Origin of the sequence: Gordonia marina (assembly GCF_052036135.1) — a bacterium.
Taxonomy (GTDB): domain Bacteria; phylum Actinomycetota; class Actinomycetes; order Mycobacteriales; family Mycobacteriaceae; genus Gordonia.
In genome coordinates, this window is record NZ_JBPSDN010000003.1 from 110,076 (window position 1) to 126,059 (window position 15,984).

15 protein-coding genes are annotated in these 15,984 nt (G+C 71.4%); 7 read left to right on the forward strand and 8 right to left on the reverse strand.

What is annotated here, in order from left to right:
* Positions 1-7: 7 nt before the first annotated feature.
* Positions 8-496 carry a Sec-independent protein translocase protein TatB gene (gene tatB / locus ACSEEN_RS02480; protein WP_247867118.1) on the forward strand — a complete coding sequence of 163 codons (489 nt, stop codon included), beginning with the start codon at positions 8-10 and terminating at the stop codon, positions 494-496.
* A 411-nt stretch (positions 497-907) separates the two neighbouring features.
* Here tatB and ACSEEN_RS02485 read toward each other — a convergent pair whose 3' ends face one another.
* The 4 genes from ACSEEN_RS02485 to ACSEEN_RS02500 form a co-directional block, all read right to left on the reverse strand.
* Positions 908-2,050, reverse strand: coding sequence for an Mrp/NBP35 family ATP-binding protein (locus ACSEEN_RS02485; protein ID WP_247867119.1), 1,143 nt, complete (start codon positions 2,048-2,050; stop codon positions 908-910).
* A 33-nt stretch (positions 2,051-2,083) separates the two neighbouring features.
* Entirely contained in the window at positions 2,084-3,229 is a 1,146-nt protein-coding gene (locus ACSEEN_RS02490) for a lytic transglycosylase domain-containing protein (RefSeq protein WP_440712217.1), read from the reverse strand.
* Positions 3,230-3,356: 127 nt separating this feature from the next.
* Entirely contained in the window at positions 3,357-3,875 is a 519-nt protein-coding gene (locus ACSEEN_RS02495) for a DUF1003 domain-containing protein (protein ID WP_440712218.1), read from the reverse strand.
* Positions 3,872-5,155, reverse strand: coding sequence for a magnesium transporter MgtE N-terminal domain-containing protein (locus tag ACSEEN_RS02500; protein ID WP_440712219.1), 1,284 nt, complete (start codon positions 5,153-5,155; stop codon positions 3,872-3,874). The genes ACSEEN_RS02495 and ACSEEN_RS02500 overlap by 4 nt, the downstream gene beginning before the upstream one ends.
* Positions 5,156-5,211: 56 nt before the next feature.
* Here ACSEEN_RS02500 and ACSEEN_RS02505 point away from each other — a divergent pair, with 56 nt between their 5' ends.
* From ACSEEN_RS02505 to ACSEEN_RS02530, 6 genes are all read left to right on the forward strand, one after another.
* Complete coding sequence (locus tag ACSEEN_RS02505) at positions 5,212-5,691, forward strand: YflT domain-containing protein (protein WP_247867122.1); 480 nt, start codon at positions 5,212-5,214, stop codon at positions 5,689-5,691.
* A 147-nt stretch (positions 5,692-5,838) separates the two neighbouring features.
* On the forward strand, positions 5,839-7,302 hold the full coding sequence (locus ACSEEN_RS02510; protein ID WP_247867123.1) for an extracellular solute-binding protein: 1,464 nt from the start codon (positions 5,839-5,841) through the stop codon (positions 7,300-7,302).
* Positions 7,299-8,528, forward strand: a complete 1,230-nt coding sequence (locus ACSEEN_RS02515; RefSeq protein ID WP_440712220.1) for a carbohydrate ABC transporter permease — start codon at positions 7,299-7,301, stop codon at positions 8,526-8,528. Before ACSEEN_RS02510 ends, ACSEEN_RS02515 begins: the two co-directional genes overlap by 4 nt.
* A 306-nt stretch (positions 8,529-8,834) precedes the next feature.
* Positions 8,835-9,566 carry a carbohydrate ABC transporter permease gene (locus ACSEEN_RS02520; RefSeq protein ID WP_440712271.1) on the forward strand — a complete coding sequence of 244 codons (732 nt, stop codon included), beginning with the start codon at positions 8,835-8,837 and terminating at the stop codon, positions 9,564-9,566.
* 3 nt (positions 9,567-9,569) lie between these two features.
* Positions 9,570-10,739: an ABC transporter ATP-binding protein gene (locus ACSEEN_RS02525; protein ID WP_298444051.1), complete on the forward strand. Its 1,170-nt coding sequence runs from the start codon at positions 9,570-9,572 to the stop codon at positions 10,737-10,739.
* Positions 10,739-11,359, forward strand: a complete 621-nt coding sequence (locus ACSEEN_RS02530; protein ID WP_440712221.1) for a suppressor of fused domain protein — start codon at positions 10,739-10,741, stop codon at positions 11,357-11,359. The genes ACSEEN_RS02525 and ACSEEN_RS02530 overlap by 1 nt, the downstream gene beginning before the upstream one ends.
* A 13-nt stretch (positions 11,360-11,372) precedes the next feature.
* Here ACSEEN_RS02530 and ACSEEN_RS02535 read toward each other — a convergent pair whose 3' ends face one another.
* The 4 genes from ACSEEN_RS02535 to mhpA are packed head-to-tail and all read right to left on the reverse strand — an operon-like array spanning position 11,373 to position 15,983.
* A complete protein-coding gene (locus ACSEEN_RS02535) occupies positions 11,373-12,257 on the reverse strand; it encodes a dioxygenase family protein (RefSeq protein ID WP_440712222.1) in 885 nt (294 codons plus the stop codon).
* Positions 12,254-13,333: an iron-containing alcohol dehydrogenase gene (locus tag ACSEEN_RS02540; RefSeq protein ID WP_440712223.1), complete on the reverse strand. Its 1,080-nt coding sequence runs from the start codon at positions 13,331-13,333 to the stop codon at positions 12,254-12,256. The genes ACSEEN_RS02535 and ACSEEN_RS02540 overlap by 4 nt, the downstream gene beginning before the upstream one ends.
* Positions 13,330-14,403, reverse strand: a complete 1,074-nt coding sequence (locus tag ACSEEN_RS02545; RefSeq protein WP_440712224.1) for an alpha/beta hydrolase family protein — start codon at positions 14,401-14,403, stop codon at positions 13,330-13,332. Before ACSEEN_RS02545 ends, ACSEEN_RS02540 begins: the two co-directional genes overlap by 4 nt.
* Complete coding sequence (gene mhpA, locus ACSEEN_RS02550; protein ID WP_440712225.1) at positions 14,400-15,983, reverse strand: bifunctional 3-(3-hydroxy-phenyl)propionate/3-hydroxycinnamic acid hydroxylase MhpA; 1,584 nt, start codon at positions 15,981-15,983, stop codon at positions 14,400-14,402. Before mhpA ends, ACSEEN_RS02545 begins: the two co-directional genes overlap by 4 nt.
* Position 15,984: the final 1 nt, after the last annotated feature.

Below are 15,984 nucleotides of genomic sequence, written 5' to 3' on the forward strand. Positions count from 1 at the left end.
CGGCGCGATGTTCAGCAGTATCGGGTGGGGCGAGGTCCTCATCCTGCTCGTCGCCGCTCTGGTCATCCTCGGTCCGGAACGCCTCCCCGGCGCCATCACCTGGACCGTGCAGTCGCTGAAGAAGGCGCGCGACTACGCGACGGGCGCCTCCCAGGACCTGCAGGAGCAGATGGGTACCGACTTCGATTCGCTCCGCGAGCCGCTGCAGCAACTCAACGAACTGCGCCAGATGACGCCGAAAGCGCTCGTCACCAAGCATCTGTTCGACGGCGACGCGTCGACGCTCGATTCGCTGGAGTCCTCGGTCCGCGACTCGCTCAGCATCAGCGGCACCGCCCCGGCCAACCCGCATCCGCAGCCGGACGCCGCCGACGTCGACCGCTTGGAGCGCGCGACCCAGGCCGATCCGGGCCGACTGAACGGCGACGTCCCCGCTCCGCCGAAACCCTCGGGCACCCCGCGTCGCCACGACGTCGCCGACTGGGACGCCACATAGGTCCGAGAGGCTCCTTGCGGGCCAGGGTGCGTTTCGACACGATCTCGCCTAACGGCTCGATCGGCTCAACGGGCTGTGCGAAATGTCGCAGAGCCGGTTGTTGTCTTTTAGCCCGCCCCGCCGACGACGAGCCCTTCCAGCCCGCCCCGCCGACGACGAGCCCCTCCAGCCCGCCCCGCCGACGACGAGCCCTTCCAGCCCGTTGAGCCGACGACGAGCCCGCAAGGGCGAGTCGGCGAGTCGAAACGCGCCCCCAGCAGAGGCAGGCCGGGACGGAGCGATCTGTCGCGGATCGTGTCGGGGTCGACAATCCGTCGCGTCTGCCCTGTCAGATCCGCCAGGATCCGCGACATCTGCCGACCGGCGACACGATCCGCGACATGTCGAGGCCGGCCCGTCGTGCGGTCCCGCTCAGTGGCGGACCGTGTCGATGCCCAGGCTCATCCCGGCCAGCCCGCGCTTGCGGACGGCGAGCTTGTCGGCGACGGCCCGCAGCGCCGTCCCGGACGCCGAGTCGGGGGACGACAGCACCACCGGGGTGCCGGCGTCGCCGCCCTCGCGCAGGTCCTGCTCCAGCGGCACCTGACCGAGGAGTTCCACCGGTGCGCCGATCAGCCGGCTGAGGCTCTCGGCGACCCGCGCGCCGCCGCCGGAACCGAAGGGCTCCATCCGGGAGCCGTCGGGGAGCTCCATCCACGACATGTTCTCCACCACGCCGAGCACCTTCTGCTTGGTCTGCAGCGCGATCGACCCGGCCCGCTCGGCGACCTCGGCGGCGGCCTGCTGCGGGGTGGTGACCACCAGGATCTCCGCGCCCGGGATCAGCTGGGCGATCGAGATGGCGACGTCGCCGGTGCCCGGCGGGAGGTCGAGGAGCAGCACGTCCAGGTCGCCCCAGTAGACGTCGGCGAGGAACTGCTGCAGCGCGCGGTGCAGCATCGGCCCGCGCCAGGTGACCGGGGTGTTGCCGTCGGTGAACTGTCCGATCGAGATGAACTTCACGTCATGGCTGATCGGCGGCATGATCATCGACTCGACCTGTGTCGGCCGGGCGTCGCTGCCGAGCATCCGGGGCACGCTGTGGCCGTAGATGTCGGCGTCGAGCACGCCGACCGACAGACCGCGGGCGGCGAGGGCGGCCGCCAGATTCACCGTGACGCTCGACTTGCCGACACCGCCCTTGCCGGAGGCGACCGCGTACACCCGGGTCAGATTGCCGGGCTTGGCGAACGGGATCTCCGCCTCGGGGCGGTCACCGCGCAGCTGCTTGCGTAGCGCGGTGCGCTGCTCGTCGTTCATCACGTCCAGCTCGACGCGCACCTGTCCGACGCCGGGGACGTCGGAGACGGCCGAGACCACGTTCTCGCTGATCTTGGTCTTCATCGGGCAGCCCGCGGTGGTCAGGTAGACGCCGACGTCGACGGTGCCGTCGTCGGCGACGGCCACCGATTTGACCATGCCGAGGTCGGTGATCGGCCGGCCGATCTCCGGATCGGAGACCTTGCTCAGCGCCGAACGGACGGCGGACTCGGTGGGGAGGGCTGCACTAGTCACGCAATCCAGACTAGCGACCCGCCCGGCGGGACCTCAGCGCGGCTGGACGGTGGTCTTGGCCGTCGGCTTCTTGGTGGTCGGCTGCTTGGCCTGCGGGGCCTTCGACTTGGGGGCGGCGCTCTTCGGGGCCTTCGGCTGGGGCTGGGGAGCGGGGCCGATGCCCGGCGGCAGGCAGAGCGCGCCGAGGCAGTTCTGCGGGGGCGGCGTGGGCGTGGGCGTCGTGGTCGACGGCGCGGTGGAGCCGTCACCCGGCTTGGTGGTCTCGCCCGGCTTGGTCTTGTCGCCGGGCTTCTTCTTCGCGTCGGTCTTGGTCGCCGGTGCGTGGCTCATCTCCGGGATGCCGCCGGTGGGGATCACGCCGGTGGCGTAGGCCGCGGCCCAGCCGAGGACGTTGTTCACGTAGGCCATCGAGCGGTTGTAGCGCAGCACGGCGGCGACCTTGTTGCTGCTCGACATGATGTCGGTGACGCCGGCGCACAGGTAGCGGCCCGCCGAGTAGGTGGCGTCGAAGATGTTGTCCGGGTCGGCCTTGCCGTCGCCGTTGGCGTCCGAGCCCCACGACGCCCAGGTGCTGGGAATGAACTGCATCGGGCCCATCGCGCGGTCGTGTCCGGCGTCGCCGTCCAGGCGGCCGCCGTCGCTGTCGTGGATCACCGCGTTGCCGGCGAGTGAACCGTCGAGCACGGGTCCGCGGATCTTGACGCGGGTGTTGCCGTACGCGTCCACGTCGCCGCCGTCGGCGTGACCGGACTCGATGCGGCCGATCCCGGCGAGCAGGTACCAGGGCAGCTTGCACTGCGGGCTCTCCGCGGCGACGCGGGTGGCGGCCAGCTTGTAGGCCTGCAGCACCACGCCGGGGATGCCCAGCGGGCCGCTGGGCAGGTCCGCCGCGATCCGGAACTGCGGGTTCGCGGCGGGCGCGGCCTCGGCGGGCGGCGCGAAGCCGTACAGCTGGGTGGCATCCGCCGGGACGGACGCGGCGACGGCCGGCGCGTCGCCGGCGGTGGGAACGGTCACGCTGGCTACGGTGTAGGCGGCGGCCGGTGAGCTGGAGGAACTGGCGGTCGCGCCCGCGAGCATGACGGCGCCGACGGCGGCGATGCCGGTGGTGACGGCCACGCCACGCCACGGTATGCCGGGTGCCGGGCGGTCCCCGCGCCGCGAAAAACTGATCCCCATCGGTTCCGATTACTCCAGTCGGTACTGTGCTGTGCCGTCGTCGGTGGCGTCCCTCCCCGGTGAGGCCGGGGCCCTCCGGACGCTGACTGTGAGCCAGCATACCCTGCGGTAGCCCGGCGGGTCAGGGCTACCGCGCGATCTCCGGTTCACCGGCCTCGGTGCCGCCGGTTCCGGGCTGCTCGCGGAGCCGTTCGACGAGTTCGTCGACCAGATCGTCCAGCTCGCGCCGCAGGTAGTCGCGGGTGACGGTGTCGCCGACCGCGAGCCGGACGGCGGCCAGCTCGCGGGCCAGGAACTCGGTGTCGGCCTTGGTCTGTGCGGCCCGGCGACGGTCCTCGTCGAGGGCCACCTTGTCGCGGTTCTCCTGCCGGTTCTGGGCCAGCAGGATCAGCGGCGCCGCGTAGGCGGCCTGCGTGGAGAACGCCAGATTGAGCAGGATGAACGGGTACGGATCCCAGCGCCAGGCGAACGCGCCGAGATTCAGCCCGATCCACACCACCACGACGATGGTCTGGATCGCGAGGTAGCTGCCGGTGCCGAGGAACCGGGCGACCCGCTCGGCGTAGACGCCGACCACGTCGGCGTCGATCTGCGGAGAGAAGCGACGCCGGCCTTCGCTGGGGGTGTCGAGGCGGCGTGGGCTCATCGCGGGAGGGCCTCCGGTTCCTGATCGCGCCAGTCGCGGGGCAGCACGGCGTCGAGCAGATCGTCGACCGCCACGGCGCCCAGCAGATGCGCGCCGTCGTCGACCACGGGCGCGAGGACCAGGTTATAGGTCGCGAAGAATCGCGTCATCACCTCCAGGGAGTCGGTGGGGCTCAGGCGGGGGATGTCGGCGTCGAGGATGCCGGCCACCAGGTTGGCCGGCGGCTCACGCAACAGGGCCTGGGTGTGGACGGCGCCGAGGAGTTTTCCGGTCGGGGTGCTGGTCGGCGGGCGGACGACGAAGACCATGCTCGCGCCCGCCGAGGCGATGTCCGGGTTGGCGACCCGCGCCAGCGCCTCGGAGACGGTGGCGTTGGCCGCCACGATGATCGGCTCCGGCGTCATCACGCCGCCGGCGGTGTCGGGGGAGTGCAGCAGCAGGCGGCGGACCGGTGCCGACTCCTCGGGGTCCATCCGGGCCAGCATCGCCTCGGCCTCGGCGGCCGGCATCTCGCCGAGCAGGTCGGCGACGTCGTCGGGGTCCATCGCTTCCAGGACGTCCGCGGCGCGGGCGGGTTTCAGGCTGGCCAGCAGGGCGGTCTGGTCGTCGGCGGTCATCTCCTGCAGGATGTCGGCCAGACGCTCGTCGTCCAGGGCGGCGGCCAGTTCCTCGCGGCGGCTCTCTGGCAGCTCGCGCAGCGCGTTGGCGACGTCCGCCGGGCGCATCCCCTCGAACTGGGCCAGCGCCAGTTCCACCCCGTGCCCGGGCTGGCTGAGGTTCAGTTCGGTGATGCCGACGACGTGATTCCACGGCACGACGATCGTCTCGCCGCGCCGGCGCAGGCCCTTGCGGGTGGTGCGCAGCGCGACGCGGCCGACCACCCAGTCCAGGCTGCGGGTCCGCTCGATCTCCATGTCGACCACCGACAGCCCGGTGCCGTGCAGTTCGGGATGGTCGGGGTCGTCGGTCTGCACCCGGCTCTCCAGGATCTGGCCGACGGCCAGCGCCTCGTTCACCCGCAGCTGCAGTTTGCGCATGTTGATGCGGCCGGTGGTGAGCGTGATCGCGTCGGCGTCGATGTTGATCACCCGGCTCATCGGCACGAAGATCCGGCGCCGGCCGGCGGCCAGTTCGACGGCGAGGCCGAGCGCGCGCGGGCGCTGACCGGGCAGGTACATGGACACCACCACGTCGCGCACACGCCCGATCGACTCGCCGTCCGGACCCAGGACGACGAGACCGACTAATCTGGCCACGAAGACCTTGAGCGTTGACGTCATGGTCTCAAGAGTAGAAGTAGCCGCCCGCTGCCACGCACATTCCTCGAGGGGGAACCATGACTCAGCCGCGACCGACCCCGGGCCTGCCGACCAAGCCGACCGGCTGGCCCGTCGGCTCGTACGACACCTACGAGCAGGCGCAGCGGGCCGTCGACTACCTGTCCGACAACCAGTTCCACGTGGAGAAGCTGACGATCGTCGGCGTCGACCTGATGCAGGTGGAGCGGGTCCTCGGCCGGCTGACGTGGGGCAAGGTGCTCGGCGGCGGGCTGGCGTCGGGCGCGTGGTTCGGCCTGTTCGTCGGTCTGATCATCTCGATCTTCTTCAACGGCCAGGACTTCTGGTGGCCGATCGTGTTCTGCGTGATCGCCGGCATGGTCTTCGGCGTGATCAGCGGCGCGATCCCGTACGCCGCGACCCGCGGCCAGCGCGACTTCGCGTCGACCATGCAGTTGGTCGCCGGGCGGTACGACGTCCTCTGCGATCCGGGCAGCGCCGAGCAGGCCCGCGACATGCTGACCAAGCTCGCGCTCTAGGACCCCTCGCCCCCGGGCGACACTCCGTCCCGGCCGATGTGTGCGGTTTGTCACTCGCCGGTGGGTTAGCCTAAGCGGCACAGCAATTTTCACAGGCGTTTTTCAGCTACGCCGGTGGCCGTATGTGTCGAGGAGGCGTCTAGCGAGATGGTCCGGAAGTCTTCAACGAAGCGCCGCCGCGCGCGCACCCGGCTGACGGCCGCCGCGGTCGCGGCCGCCGCCGCAGTGCCGCTGCTGGCGGCCTGCGGCTCGGGCTACTCGCCCGGCGTGATCAACGTCTACGCGCCCGCCGACGGCGCCGACCAGATCACCGCGCGCGCCGCGATCTGCAACAAGGAATCCGGTGGGGCGTACCGCGCCGCGGTCACGATCCTCCCGAAGGACGCCGACGGTCAGCGTCTGCAGCTGGCCCGCCGCCTGGCCGGCAACGACCACGGCCTCGACGTGATGGCGATGGACGTGGTGTGGACCGCCGAGTTCGCCAACGCCGGATGGCTGGTGCCGGTGCCCGACGCCGAGGCCGAGCAGGTGATCGAGAACAATCTCGCCGGCCCGGTGGAGACCGCCATGTGGAAGCGGCCCGACGACGCCGAGAAGCGGCTGTACGCGCTGCCGATCTGGACCAACACCGAGCTGATGTGGTACCGCCCCGACGTGCTGAAGAAGTTCCTCGGGCGCAAGTCCCAGGTGCCGGTCACCTGGGATCAGATGATCGAGAACGCCACCGAGATCCACCGGCAGGACCCCAAGGGGCCGACCCAGATCCTGGTGCAGGGCAGCCAGTACGAAGGCCTGATGGTGTGGTTCAACTCGGTGCTGCAGAGCGCCGGCGGCCACATCCTGGACCCGGACGACCCGTCCAAGCAGACCCTCAACGACACGCCCGAGCACCGCGCGGCGACCCTCAGGGCGCTGCAGATCCTCAAGGCGGTGTCCACCTATCCGGGCGCCGATCCGTCGATCAGCAACTCCGACGAGGGCTCGGCCCGCGACGGCATGGAGCGTGGCGAGGCCGCCTTCGAGATCAACTGGCCGTTCGTCTTCGACTCGGCCCGCAAGAACGGCGCTTCCGGCAACATCGACTTCCTCAAGACCGAGATGGCCCCGTTCGCGAAGCGGATCCTCGACGAGGAGAACCCGCCGACCGCGGCCGAGCTGGTCCCGATCAACCGGGAACTGCGCACGCGGTTCGATTTCGCGCTCTACCCGGGTGTGTCGAAGGACCTGCCGGCCAAGTCGACGCTGGGCGGCCTGAACATCGCGGTGGCCTCCACCTCGCGGCAACCGGAACTCGCGGCCAAGGTCGCCTCCTGCCTCACCAGCAAGGACGCCCAGCGCGTGTACGCCCTGGAGGGCGCGCTGCCGCCGACGGTGGCGTCGCTGTACGACGAGAAGGACTTCAAGGTCGCCTACCCGATGGGTGACGACATCCGCACCCAGCTGGAGGCCGACCACGTGGCGCCGCGTCCGGCCACCCCGCAATACCAGGCGATGTCGACGCTGGTCACCGCCACGCTCAGCCCGGTCGGAAGATGGGACCCGGCGTCGATGGTCGACAAGCTGGCCGAGCAGGTGCAGAAGGCGATCGACGGGGAGGGGATCATCCCATGACCACCGGTGACGACGACACCACCCGCGAGACCCCGGCCGGCGACGACGCGCCCGGCCGTCACTCCCGCGGCGACGAGACGCGGCCCGCGCCGCCCGCGGGACCCGCCGAGACCGGCCCGATCGCGCCGGTGCACTCCGACGCCTGGGTGCCGCCGCCGTCGGCGCCGCGGCCGCTGCCGCCGCAGGGGCCGCCCGCGCAGCCGGCCCAGCCGCCGCGGCCGCAGACGCCGCGGCCCGCGCCGGCGGCCACCGCGACCGGCTCCATCACCGACCTGCTCGACGCATCGCCCCCGCCGCCCGCCGCCCCCGCGGCGAAGGCCAAGCCCGCGCGCTCGCGCGGCGCCACCGCCCGCAAGGCCGGCGAGCGCCGGCTGGCGTATCTGCTGGTGGCGCCCGCCGCGATCGTCATGCTGCTGGTGACCGGCTACCCGATCGTCTACGCGTTCTGGCTGTCGCTGAACAAGGCGACGCTGACCGCGCCGGACGACAACAAGTTCATCGGCTTCGGCAACTACGCGACCGTCCTGACCGACAGCTACTGGTGGAATTCGCTCTGGGTGACGCTGTTCATCACCGTCGTCTCGGTGGCGATCGAGTTGGTCCTCGGCATGATGATCGCGCTGGTGATGCACCGCACCATCTTCGGCCGCGGCACCATCCGGACCGTCGTGCTGATCCCGTACGGCATCGTCACGGTGGCGGCGGCGTTCTCCTGGTACTACGCCTGGACCCCGGGCACCGGCTACCTGGCGAACCTGCTGCCCGACGGGGCCACGCCGCCGCTCACCGAGCAGTGGCCGTCGTTGTTCATCATCATCCTGGCCGAGGTGTGGAAGACCACCCCGTTCATGGCGCTGCTGCTGCTGGCCGGTCTGGCGCTGGTGCCCGACGACCTGCTCAAGGCCGCGCAGGTGGACGGTGCCGGGGCGTGGACGCGGCTGCGGAAGATCATCATCCCGCTGATGAAGCCGGCGATCCTGGTCGCTCTGCTGTTCCGCACGCTGGACGCGTTCCGGATCTTCGACAACATCTACATCCTGACCAAGGGCAACAATCAGACCGGCTCGGTCTCGATGCTCGGCTACGACAACCTGTTCAAGGCTTTCAACCTGGGCGTCGGCTCGGCGATCAGCATCCTGATCTTCGTGTGCGTGGCGATCATCGCCTTCATCTTCATCAAGGTCTTCGGCGCCGCCGCGCCCGGTTCCGACAACGAGGGGAGGTAGCCGGAGGTGAACAACGTCAATCGCCGCGTCGGCTGGACCGTCGCCAACGTGCTGGTGATCCTGTACGCGATCGTGCCGCTCTGGTGGATCATCAGCCTGTCGTTCAAGCCCTCGGGCAGCGTGCTCGACGGCAACTTCATTCCGCGCGAGTGGACCATGGAGAACTACCGCGGGCTGTTCGCCTCCGGGGTGCTCACCGACCTGCTGTGGGCGCTGCTCGGGCTCGCGATCGGCGGCGTCGTGCTCGCCGTCGCGCTGTGGTGGCGCCGCGGTGCCGAGGAGTCGGGCGACGCCCAGCGCAAGCGCGTGGCGACCGCGCTGGTCGCGGTGCTCTCGGTGGCCTGGGTGGTCGGCCTGATCTGGGGCATCATCGTGCCGCTGACCGACGGCGGCAACTTCGGGCGACCGCTGCTGAACTCGATCGGTGTCGGACTGATCACCACCGCCGTGGCCGTGATTCTCGGCACGATGGCCGCCTACGCGGTCGCCCGCCTGGAGTTCCGCGGTAAGAAGCTGCTGGTCGGCGTCGCGCTGCTGATCGCCATGTTCCCGCAGATCTCGCTGGTGACGCCGCTGTTCAACATCGAGCGCCGGCTCGGTCTGTTCGACACCTGGACCGGCCTGGTGATCCCGTACGTGGCGTTCGCGCTGCCGCTGGCGATCTACACGCTGTCGGCCTTCTTCCGGGAGATCCCCTGGGATCTGGAGAAGGCGGCCATGATGGACGGCGCCACCTCCGGGCAGGCCTTCCGCCGGGTGATCGTGCCGCTCGCCGCGCCGGGCGTGGTGACCGCCGCGATCCTGGTCTTCATCTTCGCCTGGAACGACCTGCTGCTGGCCCTGTCGCTGACCTCGACCCCGCGGGCGATCACCGCGCCGGTCGCGATCTCGCAGTTCACCGGCAGCAGCCAGTTCGAGGAACCCACCGGATCGATCGCCGCGGCCGCCGTGGTGATCACGATCCCGATCATCGTCTTCGTACTCTTCTTCCAACGTCGTATCGTCGCCGGTCTCACCTCCGGCGCGGTGAAGGGATAACCCATGGCCGACATCGTTCTGGAGAACGTCTCCAAGCAGTACCCGGACGGCTCGACGGCCGTGCACGGCGTCAACCTGCGGATCGCCGACGGCGAGTTCGTGATCCTGGTCGGCCCGTCGGGCTGCGGCAAGTCGACGACGCTCAACATGATCGCCGGCCTGGAAGACATCTCCGGCGGCGACCTGTACATCGGTGGCGAGCGGATGAACGACGTCGCGCCGAAGGACCGCGACATCGCGATGGTGTTCCAGAGCTACGCGCTCTACCCGCACATGACGGTGCGGGAGAACATCGCCTTCCCGCTGAGCCTGGCGAAGCTGCCGAAGGCGGAGATCGCGGCCAAGGTCGACGAGGCCGCCCGCATCCTCGATCTCACCGAATACCTGGACCGCAAGCCGGCGAACCTGTCCGGCGGCCAGCGGCAGCGCGTCGCCATGGGCCGGGCGATCGTCCGGCACCCCAAGGCGTTCCTGATGGACGAGCCGCTGAGCAACCTCGACGCCAAGCTGCGCGTGCAGATGCGCACCGAGATCGCCGAACTGCAGTCCCGGCTCGGGGTCACCACCGTGTACGTCACCCACGATCAGACCGAGGCGATGACCCTCGGCGACCGCGTGGTGGTGATGCGCGGCGGTGTGGTGCAGCAGGTCGGGGCGCCGCAGGACCTCTATGACCATCCGGCCAACCTGTTCGTCGCCGGTTTCATCGGCTCCCCGGCGATGAACTTCATTCCCGGCCGGCTCACCCAGACCGGTGTCGACAGCGTGCTCGGACCGATCGAGCTGCCCGACTACGCGCGGGTGGTCGAGGCCGCCCAGCGCGCGGGTTCCTCCGGCGAGGTGCTGCTCGGCATCCGCCCCGAGCACCTGGCCGACGCCGAACAGATGGACCCGGCGCAGCTGCCGATCATGAAGACCTTCGACGCCCGCGTGGACATCGTCGAGTCGATGGGCTCGGACAAGTACTACTACTTCACCCTCGACGACGGCGGGCGCCACGCGGACCTGCTGAATCAGCTCGCCGAGGACCTCGGGGCCACCACCTCGGGCGGCCAGAAGGTGGCGCGTCTGCTGCCGGCCACCCGGGTGCCGCGCGGCGGCATCCTGCACCTGGCGATGGAGCCGCGCCTGCTCCACGTGTTCGACGCCGCGTCCGGCGTCGCGCTCCGGTAGTGGCGGCGTCGACGACCGATCGCATCGCCGCCCACCTGACCGCGGGACTCGGCGCGCAGCCGCAGCGCGCGTCGGTGACCTTCCTCGGGGTCGAACCGATCGACGTGCTGCGTTTCGGTCCCTTCGACGGAGCTCAGGGGGCGATGGACGGGGCTCAGGGGGCGGCGGAATTGGTGTTCGCGACGGTGGGCTGCGCCCGTCATCCCATGCACGACCCGGCCGACCTCGCGCCGGACCCGGAGCGAGGGCCGCGCGCCGAACTCGTGGTGCGCATGCGCGCGGTGTCGCCGCTGCCGGGGCTGCACCGCTCCCTCGCGACGGTGGCCGCCGCGCCCGCGGTGGAGGGCCTGGTCCTGGGCGACGACTCGCTGATCGACCTGCAGGAACCGCTCTGGGCCGGCGCCGTGTGTTCGGCGCTGCTGCTGTCGGCCGATTCCGGCGTCGACGACCTGCCGCTCGACGCCCCGGCCGACCCGGTGCGCTTTCTGCGGGCCGTCCCGATCACCGCGAACGAGGCCGCCTGGGTGCGGCTCAAGGGCGCGGCGGCGCTCCGCGAGGCGTGGGCCGAGGGCGGCGTGGACGTCACCGATCCGGCCCGCGGGGGCGTGACCCCCGCCTGACCGGTCGGCGCGCTCAGGCGTCCGCGGGGGCCAGCACGATGTCGAACTCGGCGCGCGCCCAGTCCCGGCCGCCCAGGTCGCGACCGTCGGGGGTGGGGGTGCCTGCGGGCTGCACGTCGAAGGCGCTGATCAGCGAGTCCTTGACGCCGAAGACGCTGTCGCCGGCCGCCAGCTGCGGGTCGCCCTCGACGAAGATGTGCGTGACGAGGGTCCGCAGTCCCGGGGCGGTCACCATGAAGTGCAGGTGTGCCGCGCGCACCGGGGAGCGGTTCACGGCGGCGAGCATCCGGCCGACCGGGCCGTCGTGCGGGATCGGGTACGGCGTGGGCGTCAGCCCCCAGAATCGGTACCGGCCGTCGTCGTCGGTGAACAGGTGCGCGCGCCCGGCGACCCGCTCGTCGCCGTACTGGACGTCGTAGAAGCCGTCCTCGTCGGCCTCCCAGACCTCGACGCGGGCGCCGGGAACCGGGTTCCCGGCGACGTCGGTGACCCGGCCCTGCACCCAGCAGGGCTGGCCCGGCGCGCCGCCGGCGATGTCGCCGCCGAGCGGTATCCGAGGTGAATCCTCGACGAAGAACGGTCCGAACACGGTGGACTCGGTGATCCGGCCGTCCACCGGGTTGGCGACCGTGATGGTCTGCATCGAAGCGCCGAGGACGTCGGAGAGCAGGATGAACTCCTGGCGGCGGTCGTCGGTGATGTGCCCGCAGCCGGTGAGGAAATCGATGCCGGCCTGCCACTCGGCCTCGGTGAGCCGGACGTCGCGGATGAAGGCGTGCAGGTGGGTCACCAGCGACTGCATCACCTCGCGCAGCCGGTCGTCGGGGGTGCCGGCGAAGGAGGCCAGGACTCGCCGGGTCAGCGATTCCTCGGCGAGCTGCTGAGCGTCGTGGGTCATGACTGTGCTCCTTCGGTGAGGACGGCCGGATCGTCGCCGCGGGTGGCCGCGGTCAGCAGCGCGGTCAGGTTCTCGGCGGTCACCGGCCGGGGATTGCTGGGCGGCGCGATCGGCAGGATCGCCGCGACGGCCTCGCCGATCCGTGCGGCGTCGAAGCCGATCTCGGTCAGCGAGCGGGGGGCGCCGACGGCGTCGTACAGCGCGACGAGCCCGGTCAGCCCGTCGTCGGCGCCGAGACCGGCGGCGAGCCGGGCCGCGGCGGCGGGCGCGGCGGGGGCGTTGAACGCGGTCACGAAGGGGAGGAGCGCCGAATGCAGCGGCGCGTGCGGCAGGTTGTAGGCGCCGCCGAGCACGTGGGCGATCTTGTGGTGCAGGCCGGATCCGGCCGAGGCGAAGGCCACCCCGGACAGGTAGGTCGCGTACAGGATCTGCTCGGCGCCGGAGACGGTGCCGGGGACCGCGGCCAGCCCGCGCAGGCCGACACCGAGCGCCCGGATGCCCTCGGCGGCGAAGGCCGCGTTGATCGGGTCGGCGTTCGGCGCCCACAGCGAATCGATGCAGTGGGCGAGCGCGTTGAGACCGGAGGTCACGGCGGCTGGGACCGGCATGCTCGCGGTGTACGCGGCGTCGTACACCACCGACCGGGGCAGGACGCGGTCGTCGACGCCGGTGCGCTTGCCGTCGGCGTCGGTCAGGCCCCACATCGGGGTGGCCTCGGAACCTGAGTAGGTGGTCGGTATCGCGACGATCGGCAGCCCGGACTCCAGGGCGATCGCCTTGGCCAGCCCGGTGGCCGAGCCGCCTCCGATGCTGAGGAGCAGATCGGCGCCGGCCGCGGCGGCAGCGAGCCGGGCCCGCTCGGCCAGCTCGACCGGCACGTGCATGGCGACCTCGTCGAAGTGCGCGGCCGCCGGCACCGCGTCGATCACCGCGGCGGCCTGGGCCGCGGCGCGCGCCGAGGCGATGACGAAGACGCGCTGGCCGCCCAGATCCGCCACGGCCCGGCGGGCCGACTCGGCGGCCGCGCCGGTGGCGAAGTGGACGGTCTGCTCGAGACTGCGATGGGTGAACTTCACGTGGCGGCTCCCGGGTCGGTGAATCGGTCGGCGAACCAGTCGGCCACGAGATCGTTGCGCTCGTCGCCGTGGTTGTAGATCGTGTGCTCGCCGTCGTCCCAGACGTGCAGGGTGGCATCGCGGGCGGCGTCGAGGAAGGGCTGCTGGTCGGCGAGGTCGACGAGCGGATCGGCGCCGCCGTGCAGCACCAGGAGGGCGCCGTCGATGCGGTGGCCGGCCGGATCGAACGCGAGCCGGTCGAAGTTGGCGGTGATCGCCGCCGGGTCGTCGGTGCCGAGCATGGCCGCGGCCTGTTCGGCGAAGGTCCGGAAGCCGAGCAATCGCGGCCGGGCGAAGCCGCCGTTGATGCAGCACGCGACGATGCGCGGATCGGCCGCGGCGGTGAGCCCGGCGAACAGCCCGCCGACACTGTTCCCCCAGATCCCGACCGGACCGTCGACCCGGTCCACCGCCGCGTCGACGAACCGGCCGAACGCGGCGGCGACGTCGACGTCGAGATGGACGCCGTGCCGGATCCGGCTGCCGCCCTGCCCGGGCCCCTCGGCCAGGACGGTCGCGATACCGCGCTCGGCGAGTGCCGCGGCGTTGCGCAGGTACGCCGCGCCCCAGCCGCTCTGCCCGCCGAAGACGATCACCGTGCCGATCGCCGGCCCCGGCGGCCGGACGTGCCAGCCGGTCAGGGCGGCGTCGCCGAACGGGATCTCCAGCCGCTCGATCGGCGGATCGGAGAGACCGGCCAGCCCGGCGACCGCGTCGTCGAACCGCTGATACAGCGCGGCCTTGCGCGGGGTGTCCTCGTTGATCGCCATCTGCGCGAAGAGATAGGCGCCGGCCGCATCGGCGAACCGATGCCGGGCCGTCACCCGGTGCCCGGCGGCGAGCGCGTCCGCGGCGGCGGCGAACCGGGCGTCGCCGATCCGCTCGCAGGCGACGTCCCAGGCCACACCGTCGTCGAGCCGGCGCTCCAGGTCGAGGGTGTCGGCGTAGGCCATGCCGCAGTCGAGCAGACGGGTCGGCGACATGGCGCGCCGGTGCGCGGCGTTGGCGGCCGCGATCTCGTCAGCGGTCATGCCGGCGTCACCACCGCACCGCTCAGAGTGGACCGCAACTCGTCGACCAGGGCGCCCAGTTCGGCGGCGGGCACGGCGCCGAAGAGATGGAAGTCGGGCCGCGAGATCAGGGCGTCGACGCCGTTCTCGGCGAACCAGCCGGCGTAGCCGCCGTCGACGTCCTCGACCGAGTACGCGGTGCCCGGCGCCGTGCTGACCACGGTCGCGCCGAGCCGGTCCAGGAAGGCGAGCTGCTGCTCGCCGAGCACGGCGGCCGGATCGGCCGCGGTGACGACGGTGAAACCCCAGCCGATCAGGTCGTCGAGCAGCGCGGTCGTGCCGGCCGAAGCCACCCGGAACTGCGGGGCGAGGGTGCCGGCGAGCGGGGCCGGCTCGTCGCCGGCCATGGCGACGCCGGACAGCACGGTCGGGAACGGCGGCAGCGGCGGGACCTCGCCGCGGCGGAACATGGCATCGCGCTCGGCGGCCGCGACCGGATCCTTGAGATTGGCGACCTTGCCGAGTTCGACGGCGCAGAACTGGATCAGCTCGGCATGCGGCCGGCGCTCGGTCTCGTAGGTGTCCAGGTACTCGTCGGGCGCGTTGCCCCGGAGCACCTGGTCCAGCTTCCAGGCGGCGGTGATGCCGTCGCGCATGCCGGAGCAGGCGCCCTGGCCCATGTACGGCGGCATGGTGTGCGCGGCGTCGCCGGCCAGCAGCACCCGGCCGGACCGCCAGGTCTGCGCGTTGCGGGCGGAGAAGGTGTAGATCACGTGGCGCAGGATCTCGACGTCGTCGGGTCCGAGGCCGTGCCTGCGGCCCAGCCACGCCCACGCGAACTCCTCGGTGGACATCTCGGTGGGGTCGTCGCCCGGGCGCACGGCGACCTCGAAACGCTGGCGGGTGAGGCCGATCGGCATGAACATGTTCGGCTGCTCGGGGTCGCAGAACTGGCGGGTGACGCCGAAGTTCTCGCCGAGCGGGTGACGGCACTGGGTGTCGATGTTGAGCCAGGTGTCGTCGACGCCCAGGTCGTCGCGGGTGATTCCGAGGGACTCCCGGACGAAGCTGTTGGCGCCGTCGGCACCCACCAGATACCGCGCGGTGTAGGTCCGCGCGGCGGCGTCGATGTCGGCCTCGGCCCAGGTGCGGTCCTTGGTCCACGGGCGCACGGTGACCGCGACGGTGTCGTCGTCCTGCTCGATCCCCACCAGCTCGGTGCCCATGTGCACCTCGACGTTCGGGTAGCTGCGGGCGCGCTCGTCGACCGCGTCCTCGATGTCGGGCTGGTACATGGTGTAGTGGGCGGCGAATCCGGACGACTCGCCCGCCCAGTCGAGGGCGACGAGGAGTTCGCCCTCGCCGTTGCGCCACTCGTAGTTCTTGGCGGGCTCGGCGTCGCGCAGGGCGTGCTCGACATCGCCGGCGGCCTGGATGATCCGGGCGGTCTCGCCGTCGATGTGGGTGAGCCGCGGGAGACCGTAGAGGTTGGGCCAGCGCTCGAACACCGCGACGCGGTGCCCGGCGCGGCCGAGCATGGAAGCGAGCACCTGACCGGTCGGGCCGTAACCGGCGACGATCACATCGAAATCAGTGGCCATC